Source organism: Psychrobacter sp., assembly GCF_049295055.1.
Taxonomy (GTDB): Bacteria; Pseudomonadota; Gammaproteobacteria; order Pseudomonadales; family Moraxellaceae; genus Psychrobacter.
Genome location: NZ_JBAQQF010000049.1, coordinates 158,300 through 180,846 on the forward strand (window position 1 = coordinate 158,300; position 22,547 = coordinate 180,846).

Annotated in this window: 21 protein-coding genes; 13 read left to right on the plus strand and 8 right to left on the minus strand. The window is 42.0% G+C overall.

Annotated features, from left to right (window positions below; translation table 11 throughout):
• Positions 1 to 16 precede the first annotated feature (16 nt).
• The 6 genes from pcnB to yjgA all read left to right on the plus strand — a co-directional run bounded on the left by pcnB (position 17) and on the right by yjgA (position 6,321).
• Positions 17 to 2,245 carry a polynucleotide adenylyltransferase PcnB gene (pcnB, locus tag WAZ74_RS07365; protein WP_422307360.1) on the plus strand — a complete coding sequence of 743 codons (2,229 nt, stop codon included), beginning with the start codon at positions 17 to 19 and terminating at the stop codon, positions 2,243 to 2,245.
• A 34-nt stretch (positions 2,246 to 2,279) separates the two neighbouring features.
• A complete protein-coding gene (gene folK / locus WAZ74_RS07370) occupies positions 2,280 to 2,855 on the plus strand; it encodes a 2-amino-4-hydroxy-6-hydroxymethyldihydropteridine diphosphokinase (RefSeq protein ID WP_422307362.1) in 576 nt (191 codons plus the stop codon).
• 69 nt (positions 2,856 to 2,924) lie between these two features.
• Positions 2,925 to 3,725 (plus strand): 3-methyl-2-oxobutanoate hydroxymethyltransferase, encoded by an 801-nt coding sequence (panB, locus tag WAZ74_RS07375; protein WP_422307364.1) that lies wholly within the window; start codon positions 2,925 to 2,927, stop codon positions 3,723 to 3,725.
• Between the two features lie 51 nt (positions 3,726 to 3,776).
• Positions 3,777 to 4,652 (plus strand): pantoate--beta-alanine ligase, encoded by an 876-nt coding sequence (gene panC / locus WAZ74_RS07380; RefSeq protein WP_422307366.1) that lies wholly within the window; start codon positions 3,777 to 3,779, stop codon positions 4,650 to 4,652.
• 65 nt (positions 4,653 to 4,717) lie between these two features.
• Complete coding sequence (gene rapZ / locus WAZ74_RS07385) at positions 4,718 to 5,680, plus strand: RNase adapter RapZ (RefSeq protein WP_422307368.1); 963 nt, start codon at positions 4,718 to 4,720, stop codon at positions 5,678 to 5,680.
• A 128-nt stretch (positions 5,681 to 5,808) separates the two neighbouring features.
• Entirely contained in the window at positions 5,809 to 6,321 is a 513-nt protein-coding gene (yjgA, locus tag WAZ74_RS07390) for a ribosome biogenesis factor YjgA (protein WP_422307370.1), read from the plus strand.
• Between the two features lie 134 nt (positions 6,322 to 6,455).
• Here the strand turns inward: yjgA and WAZ74_RS07395 are convergent, their stop codons facing one another.
• Complete coding sequence (locus tag WAZ74_RS07395) at positions 6,456 to 7,076, minus strand: thiol:disulfide interchange protein DsbA/DsbL (protein ID WP_422307372.1); 621 nt, start codon at positions 7,074 to 7,076, stop codon at positions 6,456 to 6,458.
• 412 nt (positions 7,077 to 7,488) lie between these two features.
• On the opposite strand from WAZ74_RS07395, the gene ubiG reads away from it, so the two are divergent.
• From ubiG to WAZ74_RS07415, 4 genes are all read left to right on the plus strand, one after another.
• The gene (gene ubiG, locus WAZ74_RS07400; RefSeq protein WP_422307374.1) at positions 7,489 to 8,355 is read left to right on the plus strand and encodes a bifunctional 2-polyprenyl-6-hydroxyphenol methylase/3-demethylubiquinol 3-O-methyltransferase UbiG; all 867 of its coding nucleotides are present in this window, start codon (positions 7,489 to 7,491) and stop codon (positions 8,353 to 8,355) included.
• 36 nt (positions 8,356 to 8,391) lie between these two features.
• Positions 8,392 to 9,102: an HAD family hydrolase gene (locus WAZ74_RS07405; RefSeq protein WP_422307376.1), complete on the plus strand. Its 711-nt coding sequence runs from the start codon at positions 8,392 to 8,394 to the stop codon at positions 9,100 to 9,102.
• Positions 9,103 to 9,297: 195 nt separating this feature from the next.
• Positions 9,298 to 10,083: a YciK family oxidoreductase gene (locus WAZ74_RS07410; RefSeq protein WP_422307414.1), complete on the plus strand. Its 786-nt coding sequence runs from the start codon at positions 9,298 to 9,300 to the stop codon at positions 10,081 to 10,083.
• Positions 10,084 to 10,192: 109 nt separating this feature from the next.
• Entirely contained in the window at positions 10,193 to 10,459 is a 267-nt protein-coding gene (locus tag WAZ74_RS07415; RefSeq protein ID WP_422307378.1) for a DksA/TraR family C4-type zinc finger protein, read from the plus strand.
• A 213-nt stretch (positions 10,460 to 10,672) separates the two neighbouring features.
• Here WAZ74_RS07415 and ompR read toward each other — a convergent pair whose 3' ends face one another.
• Positions 10,673 to 11,437: a two-component system response regulator OmpR gene (ompR, locus tag WAZ74_RS07420; protein ID WP_422307380.1), complete on the minus strand. Its 765-nt coding sequence runs from the start codon at positions 11,435 to 11,437 to the stop codon at positions 10,673 to 10,675.
• A 421-nt stretch (positions 11,438 to 11,858) separates the two neighbouring features.
• Between ompR and WAZ74_RS07425 the strand changes: the two genes are divergently transcribed.
• Positions 11,859 to 14,408, plus strand: coding sequence for a helix-hairpin-helix domain-containing protein (locus tag WAZ74_RS07425; RefSeq protein WP_422307382.1), 2,550 nt, complete (start codon positions 11,859 to 11,861; stop codon positions 14,406 to 14,408).
• A gap of 141 nt (positions 14,409 to 14,549) precedes the next feature.
• Here WAZ74_RS07425 and WAZ74_RS07430 read toward each other — a convergent pair whose 3' ends face one another.
• A complete protein-coding gene (locus WAZ74_RS07430) occupies positions 14,550 to 14,948 on the minus strand; it encodes a hypothetical protein (RefSeq protein WP_422307384.1) in 399 nt (132 codons plus the stop codon).
• A gap of 389 nt (positions 14,949 to 15,337) precedes the next feature.
• Positions 15,338 to 16,627, minus strand: a complete 1,290-nt coding sequence (locus tag WAZ74_RS07435) for a saccharopine dehydrogenase family protein (RefSeq protein WP_422307386.1) — start codon at positions 16,625 to 16,627, stop codon at positions 15,338 to 15,340.
• A gap of 546 nt (positions 16,628 to 17,173) precedes the next feature.
• Between WAZ74_RS07435 and WAZ74_RS07440 the strand changes: the two genes are divergently transcribed.
• Positions 17,174 to 17,332: a DUF1328 domain-containing protein gene (locus tag WAZ74_RS07440; protein ID WP_422307388.1), complete on the plus strand. Its 159-nt coding sequence runs from the start codon at positions 17,174 to 17,176 to the stop codon at positions 17,330 to 17,332.
• A gap of 124 nt (positions 17,333 to 17,456) precedes the next feature.
• Here the strand turns inward: WAZ74_RS07440 and WAZ74_RS07445 are convergent, their stop codons facing one another.
• The 4 genes from WAZ74_RS07445 to WAZ74_RS07460 all read right to left on the minus strand — a co-directional run bounded on the left by WAZ74_RS07445 (position 17,457) and on the right by WAZ74_RS07460 (position 21,401).
• A complete protein-coding gene (locus WAZ74_RS07445; protein ID WP_422307390.1) occupies positions 17,457 to 17,750 on the minus strand; it encodes a 4a-hydroxytetrahydrobiopterin dehydratase in 294 nt (97 codons plus the stop codon).
• A gap of 284 nt (positions 17,751 to 18,034) precedes the next feature.
• Positions 18,035 to 18,328 (minus strand): GNAT family N-acetyltransferase, encoded by a 294-nt coding sequence (locus WAZ74_RS07450; protein WP_422307392.1) that lies wholly within the window; start codon positions 18,326 to 18,328, stop codon positions 18,035 to 18,037.
• 238 nt (positions 18,329 to 18,566) lie between these two features.
• Positions 18,567 to 19,931, minus strand: a complete 1,365-nt coding sequence (locus WAZ74_RS07455) for a fatty acid desaturase family protein (RefSeq protein ID WP_422307394.1) — start codon at positions 19,929 to 19,931, stop codon at positions 18,567 to 18,569.
• A 147-nt stretch (positions 19,932 to 20,078) separates the two neighbouring features.
• A complete protein-coding gene (locus tag WAZ74_RS07460) occupies positions 20,079 to 21,401 on the minus strand; it encodes a flavin reductase family protein (RefSeq protein ID WP_422307396.1) in 1,323 nt (440 codons plus the stop codon).
• Positions 21,402 to 21,789: 388 nt separating this feature from the next.
• On the opposite strand from WAZ74_RS07460, the gene WAZ74_RS07465 reads away from it, so the two are divergent.
• Positions 21,790 to 22,547, plus strand: a 758-nt coding sequence (locus tag WAZ74_RS07465; protein WP_422307398.1) for an ATP-binding cassette domain-containing protein, incomplete at its 3' end; no start/stop codon positions are given.

The window sequence follows — 22,547 nt, forward strand, 5'->3', positions numbered from 1 at the left end:
GGCAAGGAGTAGATGCATGGCCGAGCGTGCCGCCAAGCAGTTAGAACTGAATAAATCTGAATTACCCAATTCCATTACCGAAGTAATCGCCACCCTAACCCGAGCTGGGTTTGACGCCTATATCGTCGGTGGTGGTGTGCGTGACACCTTGCTAGGTCTGCGTCCGAAAGATTTCGATGCGGTCACTGATGCCAAGCCTCATGAGATTAAAGACGTCTTTGGTAAGCGCTGCCGTATTATTGGTCGCCGTTTTCAGCTGGCGCATGTTTACTCTGGGCGTGAGCTTATTGAAGTGGCGACCTTTCGTGGTCCGCCAGTTAATGATTCCAATACCAATCAAGACGGTATGATTCTGCGCGACAATGTCTGGGGCGATATCAAACAAGATTTTGCCCGTCGTGATTTTTCTATCAATGCCCTTTATTATCAACCGCTCAAAGGTGTGGTTCATGATTTTTGCGGTGCGCTTGAAGATATTGATAATAAAATTATTCGCCTGTTAGGCAATGCACCGACTCGTATCGAAGAAGATCCGGTTAGATTGCTGCGTGCCTTGCGCTTTAAAGCCAAATTAGGCTTTGATTTTGATAGCGAGTTAGCCGCACAGTTCCATGATGGCAATTGGTCGCTACTTGAGCAAATTTCTCCGCATCGTCTTTATGATGAAACACAAAAAATGTTTACTGGCGGCTATTTAGTACCATTATTGCCGTTATTGTTTCAGTCTGGGGCTATTGATAGCTTAATTGTTTATCCGCCCTCTGAGCCGAGCGCGCTTGTGCAGCAAGTGGCTATTAATACCGATAAACGCATTGGCGCAGGTAAAAGTATCAATCCGGCATTCTTTTACGCCGCTTTGTTGTGGGAAAATTATTTACATCAATTAGAAAAAGCTAAAAAACGTAACATGCCATTTGCTGAAGCGCAGATGCATGCGGCCAGTAAAGTCGTTGATCGTCAGCGTATTAGAACTGCGATACCGAAATTCGCTGAGCAATTTATCCGTGATATTTGGATATTGCAACCAAAATTAGCCGCGCCGCGTAGTAAGCAGATTGTCCAGCTATCTGAACATCCACGTTTTCGTGCAGGTTTTGATTTCTTATTATTACGCGAGCAGTGCGGTGATGCTGAGCATCCACTATCTGAATCGACCAATGATATGGGCGAGTGGTGGCAGAACTATCAAACCTTGTCTGAGCAACAACAGCAGCAAGCGATTGATGATTTTGATGAAAACATTCGTCGCGGTGCTTATAAGCAAGGGCAACGCGGTCGTGGACGTAATCGCCAAAATTCTCAGAATTCGAACGATACTGCCAAGGTGAATCGAGTAGATAGCGATATTCAAGCATCTGGTAATAACAATGCTAGATCGACTGCTGTCAATGATGTTTCAAATGTGCCATCACGCCGCCGCCGCGCTGCTAGCCAGTCTTCATCTGCCAACCAAAAAAATAAGTATAGCCCACAGCAAGTCACACAAGACAATAATGAGCTGGCACAATTGCAGCAGTTGTCTTTGGCGAGTCGTAATGATGGTAGCAATCAGCAGGAGGCGTCAAAACCTGTACCGCTATTTGTGATAGAGCACGGCAACGTCGTACCGCCTCTCAAAAAGCAGCTGTCTGCTTCAAATAAACCTTTGCCTAAAGCGACGCAAAAAGCGCCTGTTCAAAAAGTGGCTGTTCAAAAAGTGCTTGTGCAAGAAACAGTTGCTAAAAAAGCATCGGTCGATAGTCAATCGAATCAGCAAACAAAATCTGCTGATAAAGTAAATAACCCAAACAGTCGATCGAATACGCGACAAGCATCAGTTGATACTCAGTTATCTTCAAATAATGTGCGTACCACCGCTTATGCAGAGCGCAATATCGCGCAGTCGCCCGCACTTGTTAGTATGAATAATGAGCCGGTACCGCACAAACGTCGTCGCCGTCAGCCTAATGTGGTAGATAAGACAAGTAATACAGAGCAAATAAATCCTGCAGAGAAAGTAAATGCGAAAGCGTTTGATAGCACCGAGAAAACGAATGCTAGGTATGTGAAAAAAGCGCCTAAATCGGTTACTCAGTCTACTGATAAAGTGATTAACAAGGCTCAAAAACCTGTTAAAGCATCAACTGCAAAGCCTACTAGAACCAGTCAAGTTGCTAAACCAACAGTTGCTAGTAATATCAATGACAATAAAGGGCCTGTACCATCAAAGCGTCGCCGTCGCCAGCCAAGCGTCAATGACGTTTAACGTCGACAGCGGATATGAGAGTAGAGTGATAACGATGAACACGCGCTTGAATGATACTGATATCGATAGCAATAGTAATAACGCCACTTATCCTTGGGTTACCTGTTATGTGGGTTTGGGTAGCAACTTGGAAAATGAGTTGGATTCGCCTATCAATCATTTGAACCGAGCGTTTGAAAGAATACAAGCGAATGATAATACACGGCAGGTTAGGATGTCCTCGTTATATGCCTCTGCCCCTATGGGTCCGCAAGACCAACCGGACTTTGTTAATGCGGTCGTAAGCTTGGAGACTACTTTCTCAGCACATCATCTATTGATATTATGTCAGCATTTAGAGCAACAGGCGAAACGTGAAAGAGTCCGACGTTGGGGTGAACGTAGTTTAGACGTTGATATTTTACTTTATGGTCAAGAACAGATTTCAGAACCGCAATTGACGATACCGCATGCGGGATTGCATGAGCGTAATTTTGTTTTGATACCGCTGCGCGAGCTAGCGCCAGAACTAATCATTGCTGGTAAACCAATCGCGGATTATCCGCACAGCAGTGATTGGACAGGCTTAAAGTTATTATCAAATGATGAGTTGCATGTTCCGCAAAGATAGATAGGTTAATTATTAAAGCTAGTTAGAGATAGTGATAATTGATGAATATTTAAAAGCATTGAGGGTGATATGACGACATTATCTACTTTAAATAAATTTAAAAAAGACGGCACCAAGTTTACTTGTCTGACCTGTTATGACGCCATGTTTGCGCGCATGATGGAAAAAGCACAGATTGATACGATTTTGATTGGCGATAGTTTGGGTATGGTAGTGCAAGGTCATGATTCAACGTTGCCCGTTACCGTCGACGATATGGCTTATCATACTGCCAACATCGCGCGTAGCAACAAGCACGCGCTCATATTAGCTGACCTGCCATTTATGAGCTATGTAACCCTCGTAGAAGCGGTGACCAATAGCCGTAAGCTGATGCAAGCGGGTGCGCATGTGATTAAGATTGAAGGCGGTAGTGAGCTTTGTGATTTGGTCACAACATTGGCGCAAGCAGGCACACCGACTTGTGTACATTTAGGATTAACGCCACAGTCAGTCAATGTATTTGGTGGTTATAAAATCCAAGGTCGCGGTGACGAGGCTGCAAAAAAACTCATTGAAGACGCTAAAGCTGTGGTTGACGCAGGTGCGGCCGTTCTAGTATTAGAATGCGTCCCTGCTGAGCTTGCTAAAGCGGTAACAGAAGCGGTAGCAGTGCCAGTGATAGGCATCGGCGCTGGTGCAGAGACTGATGGCCAAGTGTTGGTCATGCACGACATGCTGGGTATGGTGCATGGTCGCGTCCCACGCTTTGTCCATGATTTTTTGACCGATGAGCGCAATACTGAGCACAGTATCGACGGGGCATTCGCCCTTTATCATCAGTCAGTACGTGAAGGCAGTTTCCCCACAGAGCAGCACCAATTTAGCTAGGCTGATATAAAATCCTAGTGTTTATGCTTATAAGTAGAAGATCATTTAACCATGCCAATTATCCATCATCATATCTCAGCATTAAAAGTTGCTCTACAGCCTTACCGTGCCAAACAACAACGTATTGCTTTAGTACCAACGATGGGGAATTTGCACGATGGTCATCTAGAGCTGGTAAAAGTAGCCAAGCAACATGCTGATATCGTTGTCATTAGTATCTTTGTCAATCCGACGCAATTTGGCGTTGGTGAAGATTTTGATAGCTATCCACGCACGTTAGAGGAAGATGTCGCAAAGCTAGTAACCGTCGGTGCAGATTACGTGTTTGCCCCGAGTATTGATGAGATGTATCCCGTATTGCCGCCGCCTACATCAGTGCGCGCAGGGGAGATTACTAGTCAGTTATGCGGTCAGTCACGTCCGAGCCACTTTGATGGCGTAGGTATCGTCGTCTCTAAGCTGTTTAATATCGTGCAACCTGATGTGGCTATTTTTGGGCAAAAAGACTATCAGCAGTTAGCGATTATTAAGCAATTAGTTCGTGATTTGAGTTATGCCATTGAGATTATTGGCGCGCCTATTGTACGTGCTGCGGATGGCTTAGCCTTATCATCACGCAATCAGTACTTAAGCGAATCTGAGCGCCAAACAGCGCCTATTTTGCACCAAGAATTACAGTATTTAGCCAAACAGATTAGTGACGGTGAGCATCGTCAGCAGGGATTTAAAAAACTTTTAGAAGAATCTCGCCAGCGCATTACCAGTGCAGGCTTTACGATTGATTATCTAGAAGTAAAAACGGTTGAGCTATCTGATATCGCTCATAATAATGAAAGCGTCAGTGAGAATCAAAATCTGGTTATTTTGGTTGCTGCTTGGTTAGGCCGTGCTCGCTTGTTGGACAATCAGTTAGTAACGGTTAATTAGCCGTTATGACATTGTCATTCACGACACTGCCATTTGCGGGATGCAATTTATTAGGGTGACGGAACATGAATATAAGTAATGATGGTAAAGACGATCAAGCAAAGCAAATAGTAGATAACGTATCAAATAATGATCGATTAAGCATATTGGTGGTGTCAGGACGTTCAGGATCAGGTAAAACCTCAGTATTGAATATCCTGGAAGATTTAGGCTATTACTCTATTGATAACCTGCCTTTGTCATTGGTGCCTGAAGCGGCGCAAAAGCTGGTGTGTGATAGCGGTATTAAACGCATTGCACTTGGTGTCGATATTCGTACGCCGCGTGCGGATTTATCGAATTTTTCTGCAACTCATGATGCTTTAAAACAGACGTATGGCGAAGAGGCGGTCACAGTAATGTATGTGACGGCGCAAGAGGAGACCTTAGTCGCGCGCTTTAATGCCACTCGTCGTATTCATCCTTTAATGGTTCAAGATACCAAAGGGCTAGAGCATACGGCTTATAATTTACCAGCGGCTATCGAAAAAGAAATTAAGCTTTTGCAGCCGATATTTAAACACGCTGATATTAAGATAGATACTAGTATGCTCAATATTCATCAGTTAAAAGAGCGTCTTCGTGATTATGTTGGCGTTGATAATCAGATAGTGATTAACCTGTTATCTTTTGGCTTTAAGTACGGCAGTCCTATCGATGCAGATTTCGTATTTGATGTACGGATTTTGCCCAACCCGCACTGGAATCCAGCACTGCGAGCTGCGACTGGTCTTGATACCGAAGTGGCTGACTTTTTTGCCGATTACCCAGAAGTATCTGAGATGACTGAAGATATTGCTAAATTCCTTAATCGTTGGTTACCAGAATTTTTGCATAACAATCGCCATACGGTGACGGTTGCTATTGGCTGTACTGGTGGTAAACATCGCTCGGTATTTATTACTAAGCACTTGCAAGATAAGCTAACAGCCAGCCTACCTAAAGGTTTGACCGTTGCTGCTAAGCATCGAGAAAAACAGCGTTGGTAGCGGTTAGTAATTAAGACTGACTTATAGCAGCATTATCTGGTTATAAATGAGCTTCTTTTATTTTAAATTGATTATATAAAAACTATTATCCACCTTATTATTTATTATCTCGAAAACGGAAAGCTTTTATGATTGACTGGTCAGAACATGATATGCGCGTCTCGCGCACAGAGCTTAAAAAAGCTCATGAGCGCTTGCAAGAGTTGTCGATACCACTTGCTAGCTTATCGAAAAAGCAGCTCAAAAACTTACCAGCAAGTGATTACTTTATGGCAGAGTTGATGGCGCTTGCGGATATTACTAGTGCCAATGCTCGTATTCGTCAAACTAAGCGCGTCGGTAAACTTATCAGTGAAGAAAACCGCCATGAATTGGTAAAAGCCTTGTTTGATGCTTTTTTCCCTAAAGAGCAGGTGTCTAAAATTGAAAGTTGGCATGAGCGCCTTAATATCAATGATGAAGGTACGCTCAAACAGTTTGTTAAACAATACAAAGCCTCTGAGCGTAATACTATGTATCAGCTGCTACTTTGGATTGAGTACGCCAAACATATGCAAGATGACGAATTGATGGCAGAGTCTAAAGAAGACCTAGCAAGCTATATTCGTGAAGTAACAATATTGTCGCAGCTAAAAGGCTAGTTGTTTTACCATTTAAAATGGTAATCTTATAAAATATAAAGGCTAAAGAAGAAGCAACAACCTCTCGATAACGCATAAAAAAGCCAATCACTAATGATTGGCTTTTTTACATTTTACTAAATATATAAGCTAAATTATTTTTTCTCTGCACGCACTTTATTGACTAGATAGTCAACGACTTTAGGTACGGTAGCACTTTCACCCGTTACGACGTATTTACCTTGGATGACAACTGCTGGTACACCTGAAAGCTGATAACGCTTAGCACCGGCTTGTGAGCGACCAATCTTTGTACCGACCGCAAATGAATTATAAAGGCTATTGAATTTCTTTTCGCTAACCCCTTTCGAGGCATACCACTTACTCAATGAAGATTGGTCAAATAATTGCTTACCATCTTTATGTACCGCATCGAATAAGGCGTCATGGGTTTTGTCTTCATAACCGAGTAATTGAGCAGCATAAAAACCGCGCGCGCTGGCTTCCCAAACAGGGTTTAGCGCTGCTGGAGTTTTAAAGAATGCTACGTCTTTACCTTTGTTTTTTGCCCATTTTTCCATATGCGGATTGAGGACGTTACAATGTGGACAGCCATACCAGAAAAACTCACGCACAATAATAGCATCACCGCTGATCTTTTCTGGATTATCCAGTACACGGTAGTCTTTTCCTGCGACATAATTGGCAGCTTGTGCGCCTATACTGGCCAGTCCGATAGCACAAGCTAGACCAGTCAATGCGATGATACGTTTCATACTTGTTCCTTGAGGTATCGATATTCAGAGGTTTTTGGAGTATTTTTATAGGGGTTAGAGTGAATAAACGACCACGCGTCGCTTACATCGACCTATAATAGAATAGTGACTATAATAACGCAAAATGCGTGTACTTGTGCACCCGATTCTTAACTAACAGTTGTAAAGCTGTGAGCTATTATTTAAGGTATCGTACTTACTGTTTTGAGGCTGATTTTTTTAGACTGATTATTGTTAAGTTTAAGATTTTGAAGTTTAAGCTTTTGCATTTTAAAATGTTGATAACGTAAAGCTATTGATAAAGTAATTCACAATCGGTGACGATGTACTCACGACACATTTGCTGCTCTCATGCTAACATTGCCTATCTAATCATGCACTCTATACGATAATGCCAATAAAGGAAAATCCTATGAGCCAAGCTTTATCTTCTGAGCAGCCTTTGAGTAGTCAAGAAAATAAGGATGCCAATGCTATTGGTGGTCTTGACGATACTATTAATAGTCTTAACGATACTATGGCCAGCGCTATTAATGTAGATCCTAGCGAAGTTGAAAAATTTAATAACTTGGCAAGCGAATGGTGGAATAAAACTGGTGCCTTTGCCACTTTACACGAAATCAATCCGCTACGTCTTAACTGGATAGAAGAAAATGTGAAGCGTGGCTATCTGAGTAGCGACCATACCAAAACGGCAGAAATGGGCTTGGCTGGCAAAAAAGTGCTTGATGTTGGTTGCGGCGGTGGTATCTTGTCGGAATCGATGGCACGTCGCGGCGCAGATGTGACCGGCATTGACCTCGGTACGGAAAATCTAAAAGCGGCTAGCTTACACGCTGAGCAAAGCAACTTAAATGAGCACTTGCGCTATCAGCATATTCCAATTGAGCAGTTAGCCACTACCCATGCTGGTCAGTTCGATGTGGTGACCTGCATGGAGATGCTCGAGCATGTGCCAGACCCAAGCGCCATTGTAGAGGCTTGCTTTAAGCTACTAGCGCCAGGTGGCGTTTGCGTCTTATCAACGATTAACCGCAATCCTAAGTCGTATTTGTTTGCCATCGTGGGTGCAGAGTATGTATTACGCTTGCTTGATCGCGGCACCCACGATTACGCAAAATTCATCACGCCAGCTGAGCTAGATAAAATGGCGATTAACGCAGGATTTAGTCGCCAGGATATTATTGGACTACATTATAATCCACTGACCAAACGTTACTGGCTGGCACAAAACGTTGATGTGAATTATATGATGGCAGTGCAAAAACCTCTCGCTTAAATACACCCTTTATAACTATAACTAAGAGCGCCCATTATGAGCCAATTTGTAAAAGCCGTTTTGTTTGACCTTGATGGGACACTGATAGATACTGCTGCCGATTTTGTCAGAATTATCGGTAAAATGAGCCAAGAAAATGGCTGGCAAGCGCCGCCTGAAGCGGAGATTCGCGAGCAAGTCTCAGCCGGTGCTTCAGCAATGGTGCAGCTGATGCTACGTCATAATGAGCAAACAGATTTTAGCGAAGAGACGTTGCTTGAATTCCGTCAGCAGTTTTTAGATGATTACGAAGCGGATATTTGTTTGGATAGCCGAGTTTTTGACACACTTGAAGACGTTTTAAGTGTGCTTGAAGAGAAGGGTGTACCGTGGGGTATCGTGACCAATAAACCGCGCTATTTATCAGAGCTGTTATTAGAAAAAATGCAGCTAGATACACGCTGTGCAGTTTTGGTTTGTCCTGATGATGTATCGCGCCCAAAACCTGATCCAGAGCCTATGTATGCGGCGTTAGAAAAACTTGGTATCCCTCGTGGCGCAGCTGCAAGCGTGATTTATGTAGGCGATCATATCCGTGATATCGAAGCCGGCAGTGCGGCTGGTATGACAACGATTTTGGCTGCTTATGGTTATATTCCGCCTGAAGACCAAAATAACTTGAAGAAATGGGGCGCAGATTATATTACCGATACCCCTGAGCAATTGAGTAAATTATTGCTATCTTCTGGTAAGTTTGATTATTTATAACTTAAATGTGCCATAAATCCAGCATGTTTTTAGTCAGTATTTGATGCATATAGCATAATGGTTAACACTAACCCATTTATTAAACGATAAGCAGTGAGTAACGCCATGAGTGACAATATCAACCCATTAGCGAATCAGTCAGAAATCTATTCAACCGAAAACGCAGTCAATAATCTGGAAAACCAGCAGAATGACATGCAAACGCCTGTAGCTGCCTTAGCTCACGATGATATTCGGCATTTTTCACCACCTGATAACTGTCTAGAGGGTAAAACCATCTTGGTCACAGGGGCAGGTGATGGCATCGGTCGTGTTGCAGCTTTGACCTATGCGCGTTATGGCGCCACAGTACTGCTATTGGGACGTACTAGCAGTAAGCTTGAATCTGTTTATGATGAAATCGAGAGCTTTGGTGGCAAGCAGCCAGCCATGCTACCGATGAATTTAGAAGGTGCTACCTACGCTGAAATGCAAAAATTAGCGAATTTGATTCATAGAGAAGTAGGTCAGCTTGACGGTATTTTGCATAATGCTGGAATGCTTGGCGCATTGACACCGCTTGAGATGTACGATGTCGATATGTTTGCCCAAGTGATGAAGGTTAACTTTACCTCTACCTTTATGCTCACGCAAGCGCTACTACCTTTACTTAAAGATGCGCCTCATGGTTCCATTGTCTTCACGTCGAGCAGCGTAGGGACACATCCTCGCGCGTTTTGGGGTGCTTATGCGCTCTCCAAGCAAGCAGTTGAGGGTATGAGTGATATCTTCACCCAAGAAACGCAGAATACCACCAATTTGCGTTTTAACTGTGTTAATCCTGGCGGCACTCGTACTAATATGCGCGCCCATGCTTTTCCCGGTGAGAATCCAATGAGCCTCAAAAGTCCGGATGATATTATGGCAGGCTATGTTTACCTGATGAGTGATGAAAGTATTGACGTACGTGGACAAGTCGTCGAGCTACAACCAAAAGACTAGTCGTAATTTATTATTTTATCATCACTGTTATATTGAAATTAGTGAAATATAGCCCCATCTATCTGTTATTAAAGACTTTTATGTAAATTAAAAATAATAAGGATAGATTATGGCAGGTGGTTGGTCAAGAGACGGTGCTGAGCATGAACAAATGGATGCGACCGTCAACGATGCGCTAGAGCGCGCACGCCGTGCACTACCGACAGGTAAAAGTGCAGAGTTTTGTGATGAATGTGGTAACCCGATTCCAGAAGCGCGGCGTATTGCGGTACCCGGCATACAGCATTGTGTTCGCTGTCAGACGGAGCTTGAGCAAGAAGCAAAGGCTACGGAGTTATTCAATCGCCGCGGTAGTAAAGACAGCCAATTGCGCTAATGTGAGAGAGTAGTTGTCCTCCTAAGCAGGCTACTAAGCAAGTTATTATCTAAGCAAATTATTATCTAAGCAGGTTAATACAAAGATACTTTATTTTAAACAGACAGTATTTATTACTATTCAGTGTTCAGATAAAACCGCAGTCAAAGAAAAACCCTGTCACAAGTGTACAGGGTTTTTTTGTATTATAAGGTAATCTGAAATTTTATTACGCTACAGTGACTCATTTCTAGCAGCTTCTACTTCCGCCTCGTCTGGAACGAACACATAGCCCACACCCCAGACGGTTTGGATATAACGTGCTTGGGAAGGGTTGTCTTCAATCAGGCGACGCAGACGTGATACTTGTACATCGATTGAGCGCTCCATCGCACCCCATTCACGACCACGCGCAAGGTTCATCAATTTATCACGAGTCAATGGCTCACGTGGATGCTGCACCAATGCTTTTAGTACCGAAAATTCACCGGTCGTTAGAGTGACAACATTGCCGTCACGTTTGAGCGTACGAGTCGATAAATCAAGTGTCCACGGGCCAAACTCAACCACTTCAAGCTGATGACTTGGCGCACCAGGTAACTCACGATTTTGACGACGCAATACCGCTTTGATACGTGCTAACAGCTCTTTTGGATTAAACGGTTTTGGTAGATAATCATCTGCACCGGCTTCAAGACCAGCGATACGATCGGCGTCGCCACCTTTAGCAGTGAGCATGATAATTGGGATATCGCCGTTATCTTCTCGTAGACGTTTACAGATACTGATACCGTCTTCACCCGGTAGCATCAAATCCAATACCACCAAAGAAAAAAGCTCACGCTGTAGCAATTTATCCATCTGATTGCCATCGTGCGCTGTACGGACAACAAAACCATCATCTTCTAGGAAGCGCTGCAACAAAGAGCGCAAACGTGCATCGTCATCGACGACTAAAATACGCTGAGTTAAAGTATCAGGGCTCTTATTATCAGTCATACAAGCATCCTCTTATAAAAATTATTATTAGCAGAAATTATGATTTAAAAACGCAATGATCAATATTTTTATCAAAAATAGTGTCAATAACTCAGAGAAGCATTAATAAAAGTATCAATAATAGTGCCACTATTTATACATCATTCCATCGATTACTAAAAATTAAAAAACTATTGTTCAGTACAGTAGTAAACTGCAATATTTATGCTATCGATACTTTAGTGTATAAGATTGCGCTCATAATTGCATCACTCATAAGGATAAATGCTGTATGCGTTTGTTTAACAAGGCGATAAAAATAAGCTTATAAGCAGATTTTTGCTATAAAACCCGCGATAAATAACGAAAATATAAAAAGGATTTTTATTCATGCAGCTTTTGCTATAATGCAAAGCTACATTTCTCAACGATTGATACGTATATGAGTAGCACTGATACCTTAACGCCATCTCAAACCTCGACAAAAGCACAGGTTTTGGATGCAACCACACACGCGAATATTCACGACAAGCTTGCTCGCGCGCTTGGCATTAAGACTGCTCAAGTCAATGCGTTTGTGAAGCTTTACGATGAAGGCGCGACCGTTCCGTTTATTGCCCGTTACCGTAAAGAAAAGACTCAAGATCTTGACGATGCGCAATTGCGAGCTTTAGAGAAGTCTCTTAATTACGAGCGTGACATGGCAACCCGCCGCCTCAAAATTACTGAGCTGTTAAGCGCGCAAGGCAATTTGACCGATGAGCTACAGAGTCGCATTGATAATGCGACGTCGAAACTTGAGCTTGAAGATATCTACTTGCCATACCGTCCGCGCCGCCGTTCACCGGCTGCCAAAGCACGTGCAGCGGGTTTAGATGTTGCTGCTCAAGCAGTCTTAAATCAAGAAATCACGCCAACTGACGCGCTAGCAGATTATCAGGTTCAATCTACCATTACCGATGAAAGTGGTAATGAGATTGAAGTTGATTTTAGTGATATCGAAAAACAACTTGCTGGCGTACAAGCCATTATTGTCGATGAATGGACGCAAGCACTAGATTTGCTTGATAACTTACGTAGTGGTTTCGCCAAAACAGCCAGTATCGTATCGAGCGTTGCTAGTGATGAAAAACGTGAAGTCGGTGAGAAGTTTAAAGATTATTTCGAGCATAGCGAAAGCCTTGCGCGTTTGCCAAACCATCGCTTATTAGCCATGCTACGTGGTCGTCAAGAAAACGTCTTGGGTCTAAAAATTGAAGGCGAAGACAGTCCTTTTATTGAAAAAATAATTAAGCATTTTGATGTTGATACGAAAGCGCCTGATGCCCGTCAAGAGTTCTTGGCAGAAGCGGCGACGAGTTTGTGGAAAGACAAATGGCGTCCACATATCGAACATCGTTTGTTGACTGAGAAGCGTCTGACCGCTGAGTCTGATGCCATTGATGTATTTGCTAATAACTTACAGCATTTATTAATGTCAGCACCGGCAGGTCGCAAAGTGATTTTAGGCGTTGATCCTGGTATTCGTCATGGCGTCAAAATGGCCATCGTCGATGCCCAAGGTCATGTCATGTTAGATGGCGAAGATAAACCTGTCGTTGCGACGGTTTATCCGTTTGCCCCTGACAATAAAATGACTGAAGCCAAAGTTGTTATCGATAAGTTATTAAGCACTTATAACGTTGATTTGGTCGCTATCGGTAATGGTACGGCGAGCCGCGAAACCGATGCGATGATTAAAGAGATTTTGGCGGCTAATGATGCGCTAAAAGCTAAAGCGGTGATCGTGAATGAATCGGGTGCCTCTGTCTATTCAGCCAGTGAGCTGGCTAGTGACGAGCTTGCGAATATGGATGTCTCTGTACGTGGCGCCGTTTCTATTGCGCGCCGTTTACAAGATCCGTTATCAGAGCTGGTTAAAGTCGATCCAAAAGCCATCGGCGTTGGTCAATATCAGCATGACGTTAATCAAACTCAGTTAGCAGATAGTCTAGACAAAGTCACTCAAGATAGCGTGAACGCGGTTGGTGTTGATGTAAATACTGCTAGTCCTGCTATTTTGGCTCACATTGCAGGCTTGAATAAAAATGTCGCTCAGCAAATCGTCACTTATCGTAAAGAGCATGGCGCTTTCGATAGCCGCGAGTCATTGAAAAACGTCCCGCGTTTAGGCGCTAAGACATTTGAGCAAGCCGCAGGTTTTTTACGTGTACATGGTGGCAGTAATCCACTTGATGCGACCGGCGTACATCCAGAAAGCTATGCATTGGTCGATAGTTTACTGGCGCAAACCGGCAAAGCATTGCCAGAAGTTATTGGTAATGATGGTGTGTTAAATAGTATCGATACCACTGCGCTAGCTGCTAATGACGATAACATCAGTGTTAAAGCCATTATAGAAGAGCTTGCTAAGCCTGCACGTGATCCGCGTCCTGAGTTTAAAACCGCCAACTTCCGTGATGATGTCAACAGTATCAAAGACTTGACTGAAGGGATGCAGCTTGAAGGTGTAGTCACTAACGTCACAGCATTTGGTTGCTTCGTTGATGTCGGTGTTCATCAAGATGGTCTCGTCCATATCTCACAGATGGCCAATGATTTTGTCGCTGACCCGATGAACCGTGTCAAACCGGGTGATATCATCTCTGTACGTGTCATTGCTATTGACGAAAAGCGCGGTCGCATTGGTTTTAGTATGAAGCCTGAAGCTGAAAAATCTGTACGTCCGGCAGTAAAACCTACTGCGGCAAATACTGGTAATGATGAAAAGGCTAGCCGTCCACGTATCAATCATACAAATAGCAGCCGTTCAAACGATAGCCGTCCAGCAGCTGATAAGCGCCCGTCTAAACCAAAGCGTCAAGACAGTAGCAACCGTAATAGCAATGAGCGAAGCAAGGCACCGCGAGCAGAGAAAGCGGAGGCGCCTGTTAAACTGGGTACCTTAGGTGCACTATTGCAAGAAGCTGGTGTGACTAAAAATAAGAAATAAGATGTCTTGTTTGTCTTATAAAGAGTAATAAAAAAGGCAGCCGTTAGGCTGCCTTTTTTATTGAATCAACTATATCGACTTTATCTTTAATAACGATATATCAATTAATGATTGAGTTAATAAAGTTAATTAAGTATTCACTTATAAATCGTCTTCTTCTGAAACTTCTGCTAAGTCTTCTGGCGCATCTAACACAGCATCTTCAGATATTATTTCAGTTGTCTGTAACTCTTGGTCTTGCAATGCTTTTGCTGGCGCTTTTATTTCAGTAGTCATTGGTTGTTGACCAATATTGCTATTAACGCGTGCGCGTGAAATAGTTTGAGTTTCGCTAATCGCAAACGGAGTAACTTTACTTATTTTAGAAGTGTTTGCATCAGTCTCGCTACCCGTGCTTTCAACGTCGGCTTCAACAGCCATCTCAGCAGTGGCGGTAGTTTTTTTAGCAGCTTTAGTGTCAGCTGGAGCTGCCATTGCCAATGTTGGAATAGTAAGCGCTGCGCCGATAAGTAGTGATAAAGATAGAGTGCGTTTTTGCATTAATTGATTCCTTAATTTGCAGTCTTATAGTGTCAGTTCAAATTATTTCAAACTTAAGGTTTATTTAGTATTTTGAATGTATTTATTTAAAATATCTAATATGCTAGCTATAGATAAAATAAAATCATGATAACCGCCTAGCGATTGTCATGATCGTTTTGGATAAAGAGTTTAGTAAGGAAATATAAATCGGTTATAAACCCTGAATTGAAGCATACCAACTAAGCTGCTATTAATTCTGTAGTGCATAGATTAAAAATCTCACAAACTGATGCTAGCAAGTGATTTTGTGCAATTATCGTAATGTTTTTGTTAAAAGAAACCGTATCTTGTTTCCAAGATACGGTTATTAGAATATTGAGAACGAATTACTTTATAACTTATTCATTCTAGCTATTAACGACTTCGAAGCTAAGACCGGCATGTTCTTCTAAACGCGTGAGCAGTTTATCACCCATTGCCGATGCTGGTGTCCAAAAGCCACCACCGACTTCCTCCTTGCTTATATCTTGCGACAAACACAGTGCAGCTTGCGATAACATACGTGAGGTGCTGCCATAACCTGGGTCTTTATCTCCCGTTACTTTGGTAGCAATGCTGTCTTTTTTAGCAGTCTGTCCAAAGAGCCGAATGTCAAAATAGCCGTTTTCCTGATCTTCCTTAGATGGACCCGAGCCTGATTTAGGTAAAACGTGCTTAGATAACAACTCTCTGCTTGGCTTAATAATCATCGCCGTGGCAAATCCTAACAAGGCTGCACTCATTGCATAACTCGATAATTTACCTTTTATGCCATCTTTCATCCACATCGCTTCGTCATACTTAAAGTCGCGACCATATTCATAGCCAAGCAGTTGATTACTGCGATGAACGATACGAGTGTTAATGCTTGCCATCACAAACGGTGCAAGCCAGCGCTTATGTTCGCTATCGTATTCTGGTTTACTGACATTATTTTGGCGCACCTTTGGCGTATCTTTATCATCGTTCAGCAAATAGGGGTTTGCCACCTGTTTGCGGCGAGATTTATCTTGACCCACTTCCTCAAAGATAGTCGCCATCGATGCAATGGTGCCGCCCGATAATCCACCTTTTGCTGCTTTAACGCGCATGTGAATCACATCGCAAGCACTGTCAAAATTCGCTTTAGCTTGCTTTTGCGTAAAGTAGACGCCTAAGTCTGATGGTATAGAATCAAAGCCACAGGAGTTAACGATACGAGCACCGCTTTGTTTTGCTGCCTCTTGATACTTATCCATCATATCTTTAATGAAGATTGCCTCGCCGGTGAGGTCGACATAATCTGTACCATTGTCGACACACGACTTGATAAGCGGTTCGCCGTATTTTAAATAAGGCCCAACGGTTGAGATAATAACTTGCGTTTGCTTAGTCATTACATCAAGACTTGCCGCATCATCGCTATTAGCAATGATGATATCTACTTTGCTGGCAAGGTTAGACTGCAACTCGTTGAGCTTCTCTTTATCACGACCGGCTATCGCCCAAGTAACAGCGCCATTTTTGTTGTTAGCTAAAAACTCTGCCAGATAATGGGCAGTGATTTGCCCAACAAAGCTAGTGGCTCCGTATAAAACGACCGCATAATCTCGTTTGTCGCTATTGGTTTTTTTTTCATCACTTGATGAGTTGGTATTGTTTGATGTATCCGTGTTCATCGTTATTTCCTTATTGAGTGTTTTTTAATAAATACGTATTGTGCTGTATTTACTATGATATACCCGTTATGAAGTGCTTATCGCGAGTAAATAATACTAATAAACGCTTAGCTTTTAATACTAATTTGTATTTATCTTTTTTTATGAAGGTAAAGCTATCTCTTCATAAGCCAAAAACTTCAACAAACTGATCTGAAATAAAACGCCCATGTTAATAGCTGATGTTCTCATAAAGATGCTGGTGATTAGATAAATTCTAACTATCTCTACACATAAGTACTGAAAAGCCAAGAAAAAACTTAAAAATGGTAAGATTTGCTACAAAGTTTACATAACCTATCGACATTATTACCAAAATGAACCTTTTCTAATGGAAATCATTGCTACTCTATATTCGTAAGCAGTTCTAAGTAGTATTAAAAACAAAAAGTACAATTATTAAATGGATAAGACCATTATAGTAAAACTAACTTAGCTATTTTAATTAGTGTTTACTGTATCAGTCTCAACATCTGGTTTTTCAACCATTATTTTAGGAGAAATATTATGTTCCGCTGGGCTATCATTTTTGCAGTAATCGCGTTATTAGCAAGTTTCCTAGGTTTCGGTGGTATTGCCGGTTTATCTAAAGAAATAGCTTATGTATTATTAGTAGTAGCTGTAATATTATTCATCGTGGCATTTGTTGGTGGTCGAAGAGTATAATCGCAAACATGCCAAATTATTAGCTAAGATCTAAAAAAACGTCCTCAATTGAGGACGTTTTTTTCTTTAAATATTTAATTGTTCAACATTCTACTAGCCTAATGAATACACAAGGAATAAAAGGTTATAAACGTTTAGGCTGGACAATATGTTCCATACGTTTTGCTAAACGAATATCATGACTGGTTATACCGCCTGTATCACCAGTGGTAAGACGTACCTCTACCACATTATAGGTATTGCGCCATTCAGGATGATGCTCGAGTGCTTCAGCGTGAAAGGCGGCTTGATTCATAAAACTCATGGCTTCAATAAAATCGCTAAAGTGGTAAGTTTTTACGATAGTATGACCATCGCGCTCCCAGCCTGGCAGGTCTTCTAGCTGCAAATCGACTTGTTGGTTAGATAAACTACTCATGGTGATATCCTTTATTATTATGGTGGATAGATTTATGGCGATTAGTGATATAACGGTCTATGTTAACGTTAAGCCAAGGAATACGATGGCTATTAATCCTATAATCAGTATAGGACAAAAAACCCACCTATCGCTCATATCTAATTATATATTTGGCTGCAAACATACAATAAAAGATATCAGGTAAATAGGAGGGTAGTGGTACATTAAATCTTGGAATATATTAGCTATTATCGATAGCTCTTATGTAATCTTTATTATAAGGCCTAATTGTTCAGTACAAATTATAGCAAGTCTTGATACTCAGGATGCTTATCAATATAAGAGGCCACAAAAGAGCACTGCGGCACGACTTTTTTACCATTATCACGAGCATAGTTTAGAGCGTGCTTAACCAGTGCTGAACCAACACCGCGACCGCCTAACTCTTGTGGAACAATAGTGTGATCATAGACCAACTTGCCGTCACGCTCTTGATAGCTGATATAACCTACATGACTATCAATCGAGGTTTCAAAACGCTTTGCTGACTCGTTGTGGATGATATTTATGTCTTGTTTCGCATTGTCGTTACTCATAAAAGCTCCTTATTATTAGATTTTATATTTGTTTCTACTTATTTGTCTTAAGACTTATTCTCAATCATGCATTGAAGTCTTTTTATTGTGGTGCTTTTTGCCCTAAGTTTCTAGTCCTTTACCGTAAGAAGAGATAGGACAAATGTTAATATTTTTAACAGACCTCTATTTTAAAGGTTTCACTTAAGCTTAAAGACTATATTGCTGTCGTTGATAAGACCTCGTCACTTACAAAGTATTAGGCATAAAACATAGCTTGGCGCACAACATGAGGGAGAAATCTCCTAAAACCACGCTTAGATGGATCGTCAGCTGTGGCTTTTTGAGAAGAATGTTCTCCGAGGTCATTATTATAAGTAGGCTTATTAATGCTGTTATTATTTGATATCGATTGCTTATAAGCGCGCCATTCTTCGGCACTTGGTTTACTAAAATGGCGGATACGTCCGAGTACTTGCATAAATTGCGTACTAAAGTGCCCCGTATTATAGGCTAAATTGTACTTACCACAGATAGCTTGTACGGTTGGAGCAATCTTCGTATAGTGTCTAGCAGGCATATCAGGAAAGATATGGTGCTCAATCTGATGCGACAAATTACCTGTCAAAATATGGAACCATTTATTACCCTGAATGTTGCTGGAGCCGAGAATTTGACGCACGTACCAATCGCCTTTGCTCTCATTGGCATCAAGATGGGTATAAATATGTGCCTGCTCCGTAAAGTGACCACAAAATATCACTGCCCATGTCCATAGATTACGAGCGATATTGGCAGTGATATTACCACTTAGGGTCGTCAGAGCACTACTACGACCTAACGCTAGAGCTGCCATCGCAGGGAAAGCAATATAATCTTTGCCTACTTGTCGGGCGATTTTGCCAAATAGCGCGCGAGCTTTTGGCTGCATTATGTCTGTCAGCTGCGTTGAATCTGCGTATTCGTCAACACTGATCTGAATATCGTGAAAGGCGACGGCCCATTCAAAGCCTAATGCTAGTATCGTCGTCTTAAATAAGTTATAGCGGTCGCTTGGTGTCCAAGGCTGCTCATCAGTCACGCGAATCAAATGATAGCCTACGTCATGGTCGCGACCGACAATATTAGTAAAAGTATGATGCAAGTAGTTATGCGAATGCTGCCATAAGGGTGCAGGGCAAATGATATCCCAATCGAATTTTTGGCTGTTAAGATGGGGATGCTGCATCCAATCATACTGACCATGCATGACGTTATGACCAAGCTCCATATTATTTAAGATTTTACTAAAGCTCAGCAAGGATGTGCCTAGTAACCAAACGCCAAGTTTACTGCGTTTTGATGATAGTTGTCCGGCGAATGCTAGTAATGCACGTGAAATAACTTCGCTATATAACACCGTCGCATAAACACGCTGAATATAGCGCGCATCATCCCTGCCTAGTGAGTCCATCACGCTTTGATACAGTGCATTCAATTCATCAGCCAGCGCTTCGGTCTGCGCTTTTGGTAGTGGCGCAGCCGTTAACGTTGGATATCGCGTATTTTTGAATGGTGCATCGGTTAACGCGGTTAGAGTAGGCACCGCAGATTTAGCTTTAAATAGTGGGGGTAACAAGCGCATAGATAATCCTTATCCGAAAGTGCATCAATAAATGATAATCAAAGTGTTCGGTTTAATCATTGGCGTCAGTTTTAAGACGCAATACGAATGAATGTTTTTTAGTTCATAGCTAGATTAGGAAAGGCTATTTTATCCTTGATAATTCTGTTAAATATCCAATACTACATCGGTTATTGGTACATTAATACAGGTTTGGATAGATTCATAACCATCAATACTTATCTTACCAGTGTGAATATTTCTGACCCTGCCGCTAATTTTATTACAGCGACACAGCTGACAGATACCTTGCCTGCAGCCATAGTTTAAGCGAATGCCAGCGCTCTCAGCACCTAATAATAAAGTCGTACTGCTGTTATATTGTCGCTGCCGTCCACGTAAATAAATGGTTTTTTCTTCGCTAGTAACTGCTTCTTCGTCTGTTTTATTTATAGTAGACAAGATATGCTCGAAGTTTTCTATCGTACTAAAATTTTCTATCATAATGTTGTCACGCAGCTGTTTACCGTGTGGCAAATCAATCTCATCGCAAGCGCGGTATAAAGCTGACAATAATGCTGACGATCCGCAGGCAAATATTTGTGTATTTATAAGTAGTAACTTTAATGCTATTAAAGTTTGGACGGTCAAATGACGCGAGCCTGCTAGATAAGTATTGGGGTCTTCAGTATTAATAAGGTAAAAATTAAAATTTGGATAAATAGCGGCTAGCTGTAGCCATTGATTCTGCAATGGTGATCCATAGAAAGTGGTACGACTATAATGTAGTAACGTTACTTGATGCCCGTTTTGCAGCGCTTGCGTAATGAGACCTAGCATAGGCGTAATGCCACTGCCGCTAGCGATAAATAATAGCGGTATTTGTAAATTGGTAAGTGGTAAAGGTTCGCTTATCTGCTTTGCTTGCTGTCCTGATCTTGCCTGAGCGAGAGTAAACTCACCACTAGGTAAACTACTATTAAATATAGTACCTATTGCTGCACCTTTGCTTAAGTAATCTGAAACCAGACCTTGAGGCTTAACAGCGATAGTTATCGTCGATGGAATCATTTGTGGTTGTGACTTTTTATCAAAGCTGTTTTTATCAAGGCTATCTCTATTAAAGCTATTATTATAGTTGTCTTTATTTCCGTTAGAGTTTTTATCGCTGTCCTCATGCCACCATAATGGCTGCTGCAGTAGACCAACCAATGAATAGCTGCGTTGATTATAAATACCATCGATAAGCACGCTCAAATTAATATGTTGTCCGCCATGCCAGCCATTATGTGAATTATCATTTGAACTAAAAGCTTGCTGTTTAAAGGCACGGTTAGGCTCAAATTGCAGCGCTATTAAGTCATCACTAAGTGTACGACGTGCTATAAGACGCAACTTGGGCACAGTTAATGACCAAAATGGATGCAAGCGCGTACTGATAAAATCAACAAACGCACGTTGGATAAGTTCAGGGCGATAGCCAGTCGTCATGGAGTACCTTTTTTATAGAGCTATTTTTTGTAGAGATGTTTTTTACGAAACTATTTTTATTAAGATTAACTAACATAATAACTGCTATTGATTAATTTTGCGAAAGGTTTGATGCTGTTTTTTGTGGCTTTTATAAAACAGTAATGAATCAGAACGATACGCCAGTAAGCTGAATAGTAATTTTAATAGAAGCTTTTAGGTAAAATGCTCGCAGCTTTTTGATAAAAGGTATGAAACAAGCGGTAAAACAGCCAGTTAGCTTGCAGGGGTTGCACCACAATGCGATAATAGTGGTCAATGGATACCCCTGATTTTGAGGCGCAGCCTACCTAGCAGTATTGCTAAGTCTGACTCGCTTACCTCTTTTATGCAGTCTATCGGAGTGTTAATGGCTCAATATATCTACACGATGAACAACGTGTCAAAACTTGTTCCACCTAAGCGTGAAATTTTAAAGAATATCAATCTCTCTTTTTTCCCAGGTGCCAAAATTGGTGTTTTGGGTATCAATGGTTCAGGTAAATCAACCTTGCTACGCATTATGGCGGGCGTGGATACTGAATTTAGCGGTGAAGCGCGTGCGCAAACAGGTACCAAAATCGGTTATCTGCCGCAGGAACCACAGCTAGATGACAGCAAAGACGTACGTGGTAACGTCGAAGATGGTATGCGCGAAGCGTTAGATGCGCTCGCACGTCTTGATGCTATTTATGCTGAATATGCTGAACCTGATGCTGACTTCGATAAGCTTGCTGAAGAGCAAGGCAAGATGGAAGACATCATCCAAACTTGGGATGCACATAACCTAAATAACCAGCTAGAAAAAGCCGCCGATGCCTTGCGTCTGCCACCTTGGGATGCGGACGTTAGTAAATTATCTGGTGGTGAAAAACGCCGTGTGGCATTATGCCGTTTGCTATTGTCACGTCCTGATATGCTATTACTTGACGAACCGACCAACCATTTGGACGCTGAGTCCGTAGCATGGTTAGAGCAGTTCCTGCAGAATTATAGCGGTACAATCGTTGCCATTACCCATGACCGTTATTTCTTGGATAACGTCGCCCAGTGGATTTTGGAGCTTGACCGTGGTCATGGCTATCCGTATGAAGGCAACTATACTGAGTGGCTCGAGCAAAAGAACAC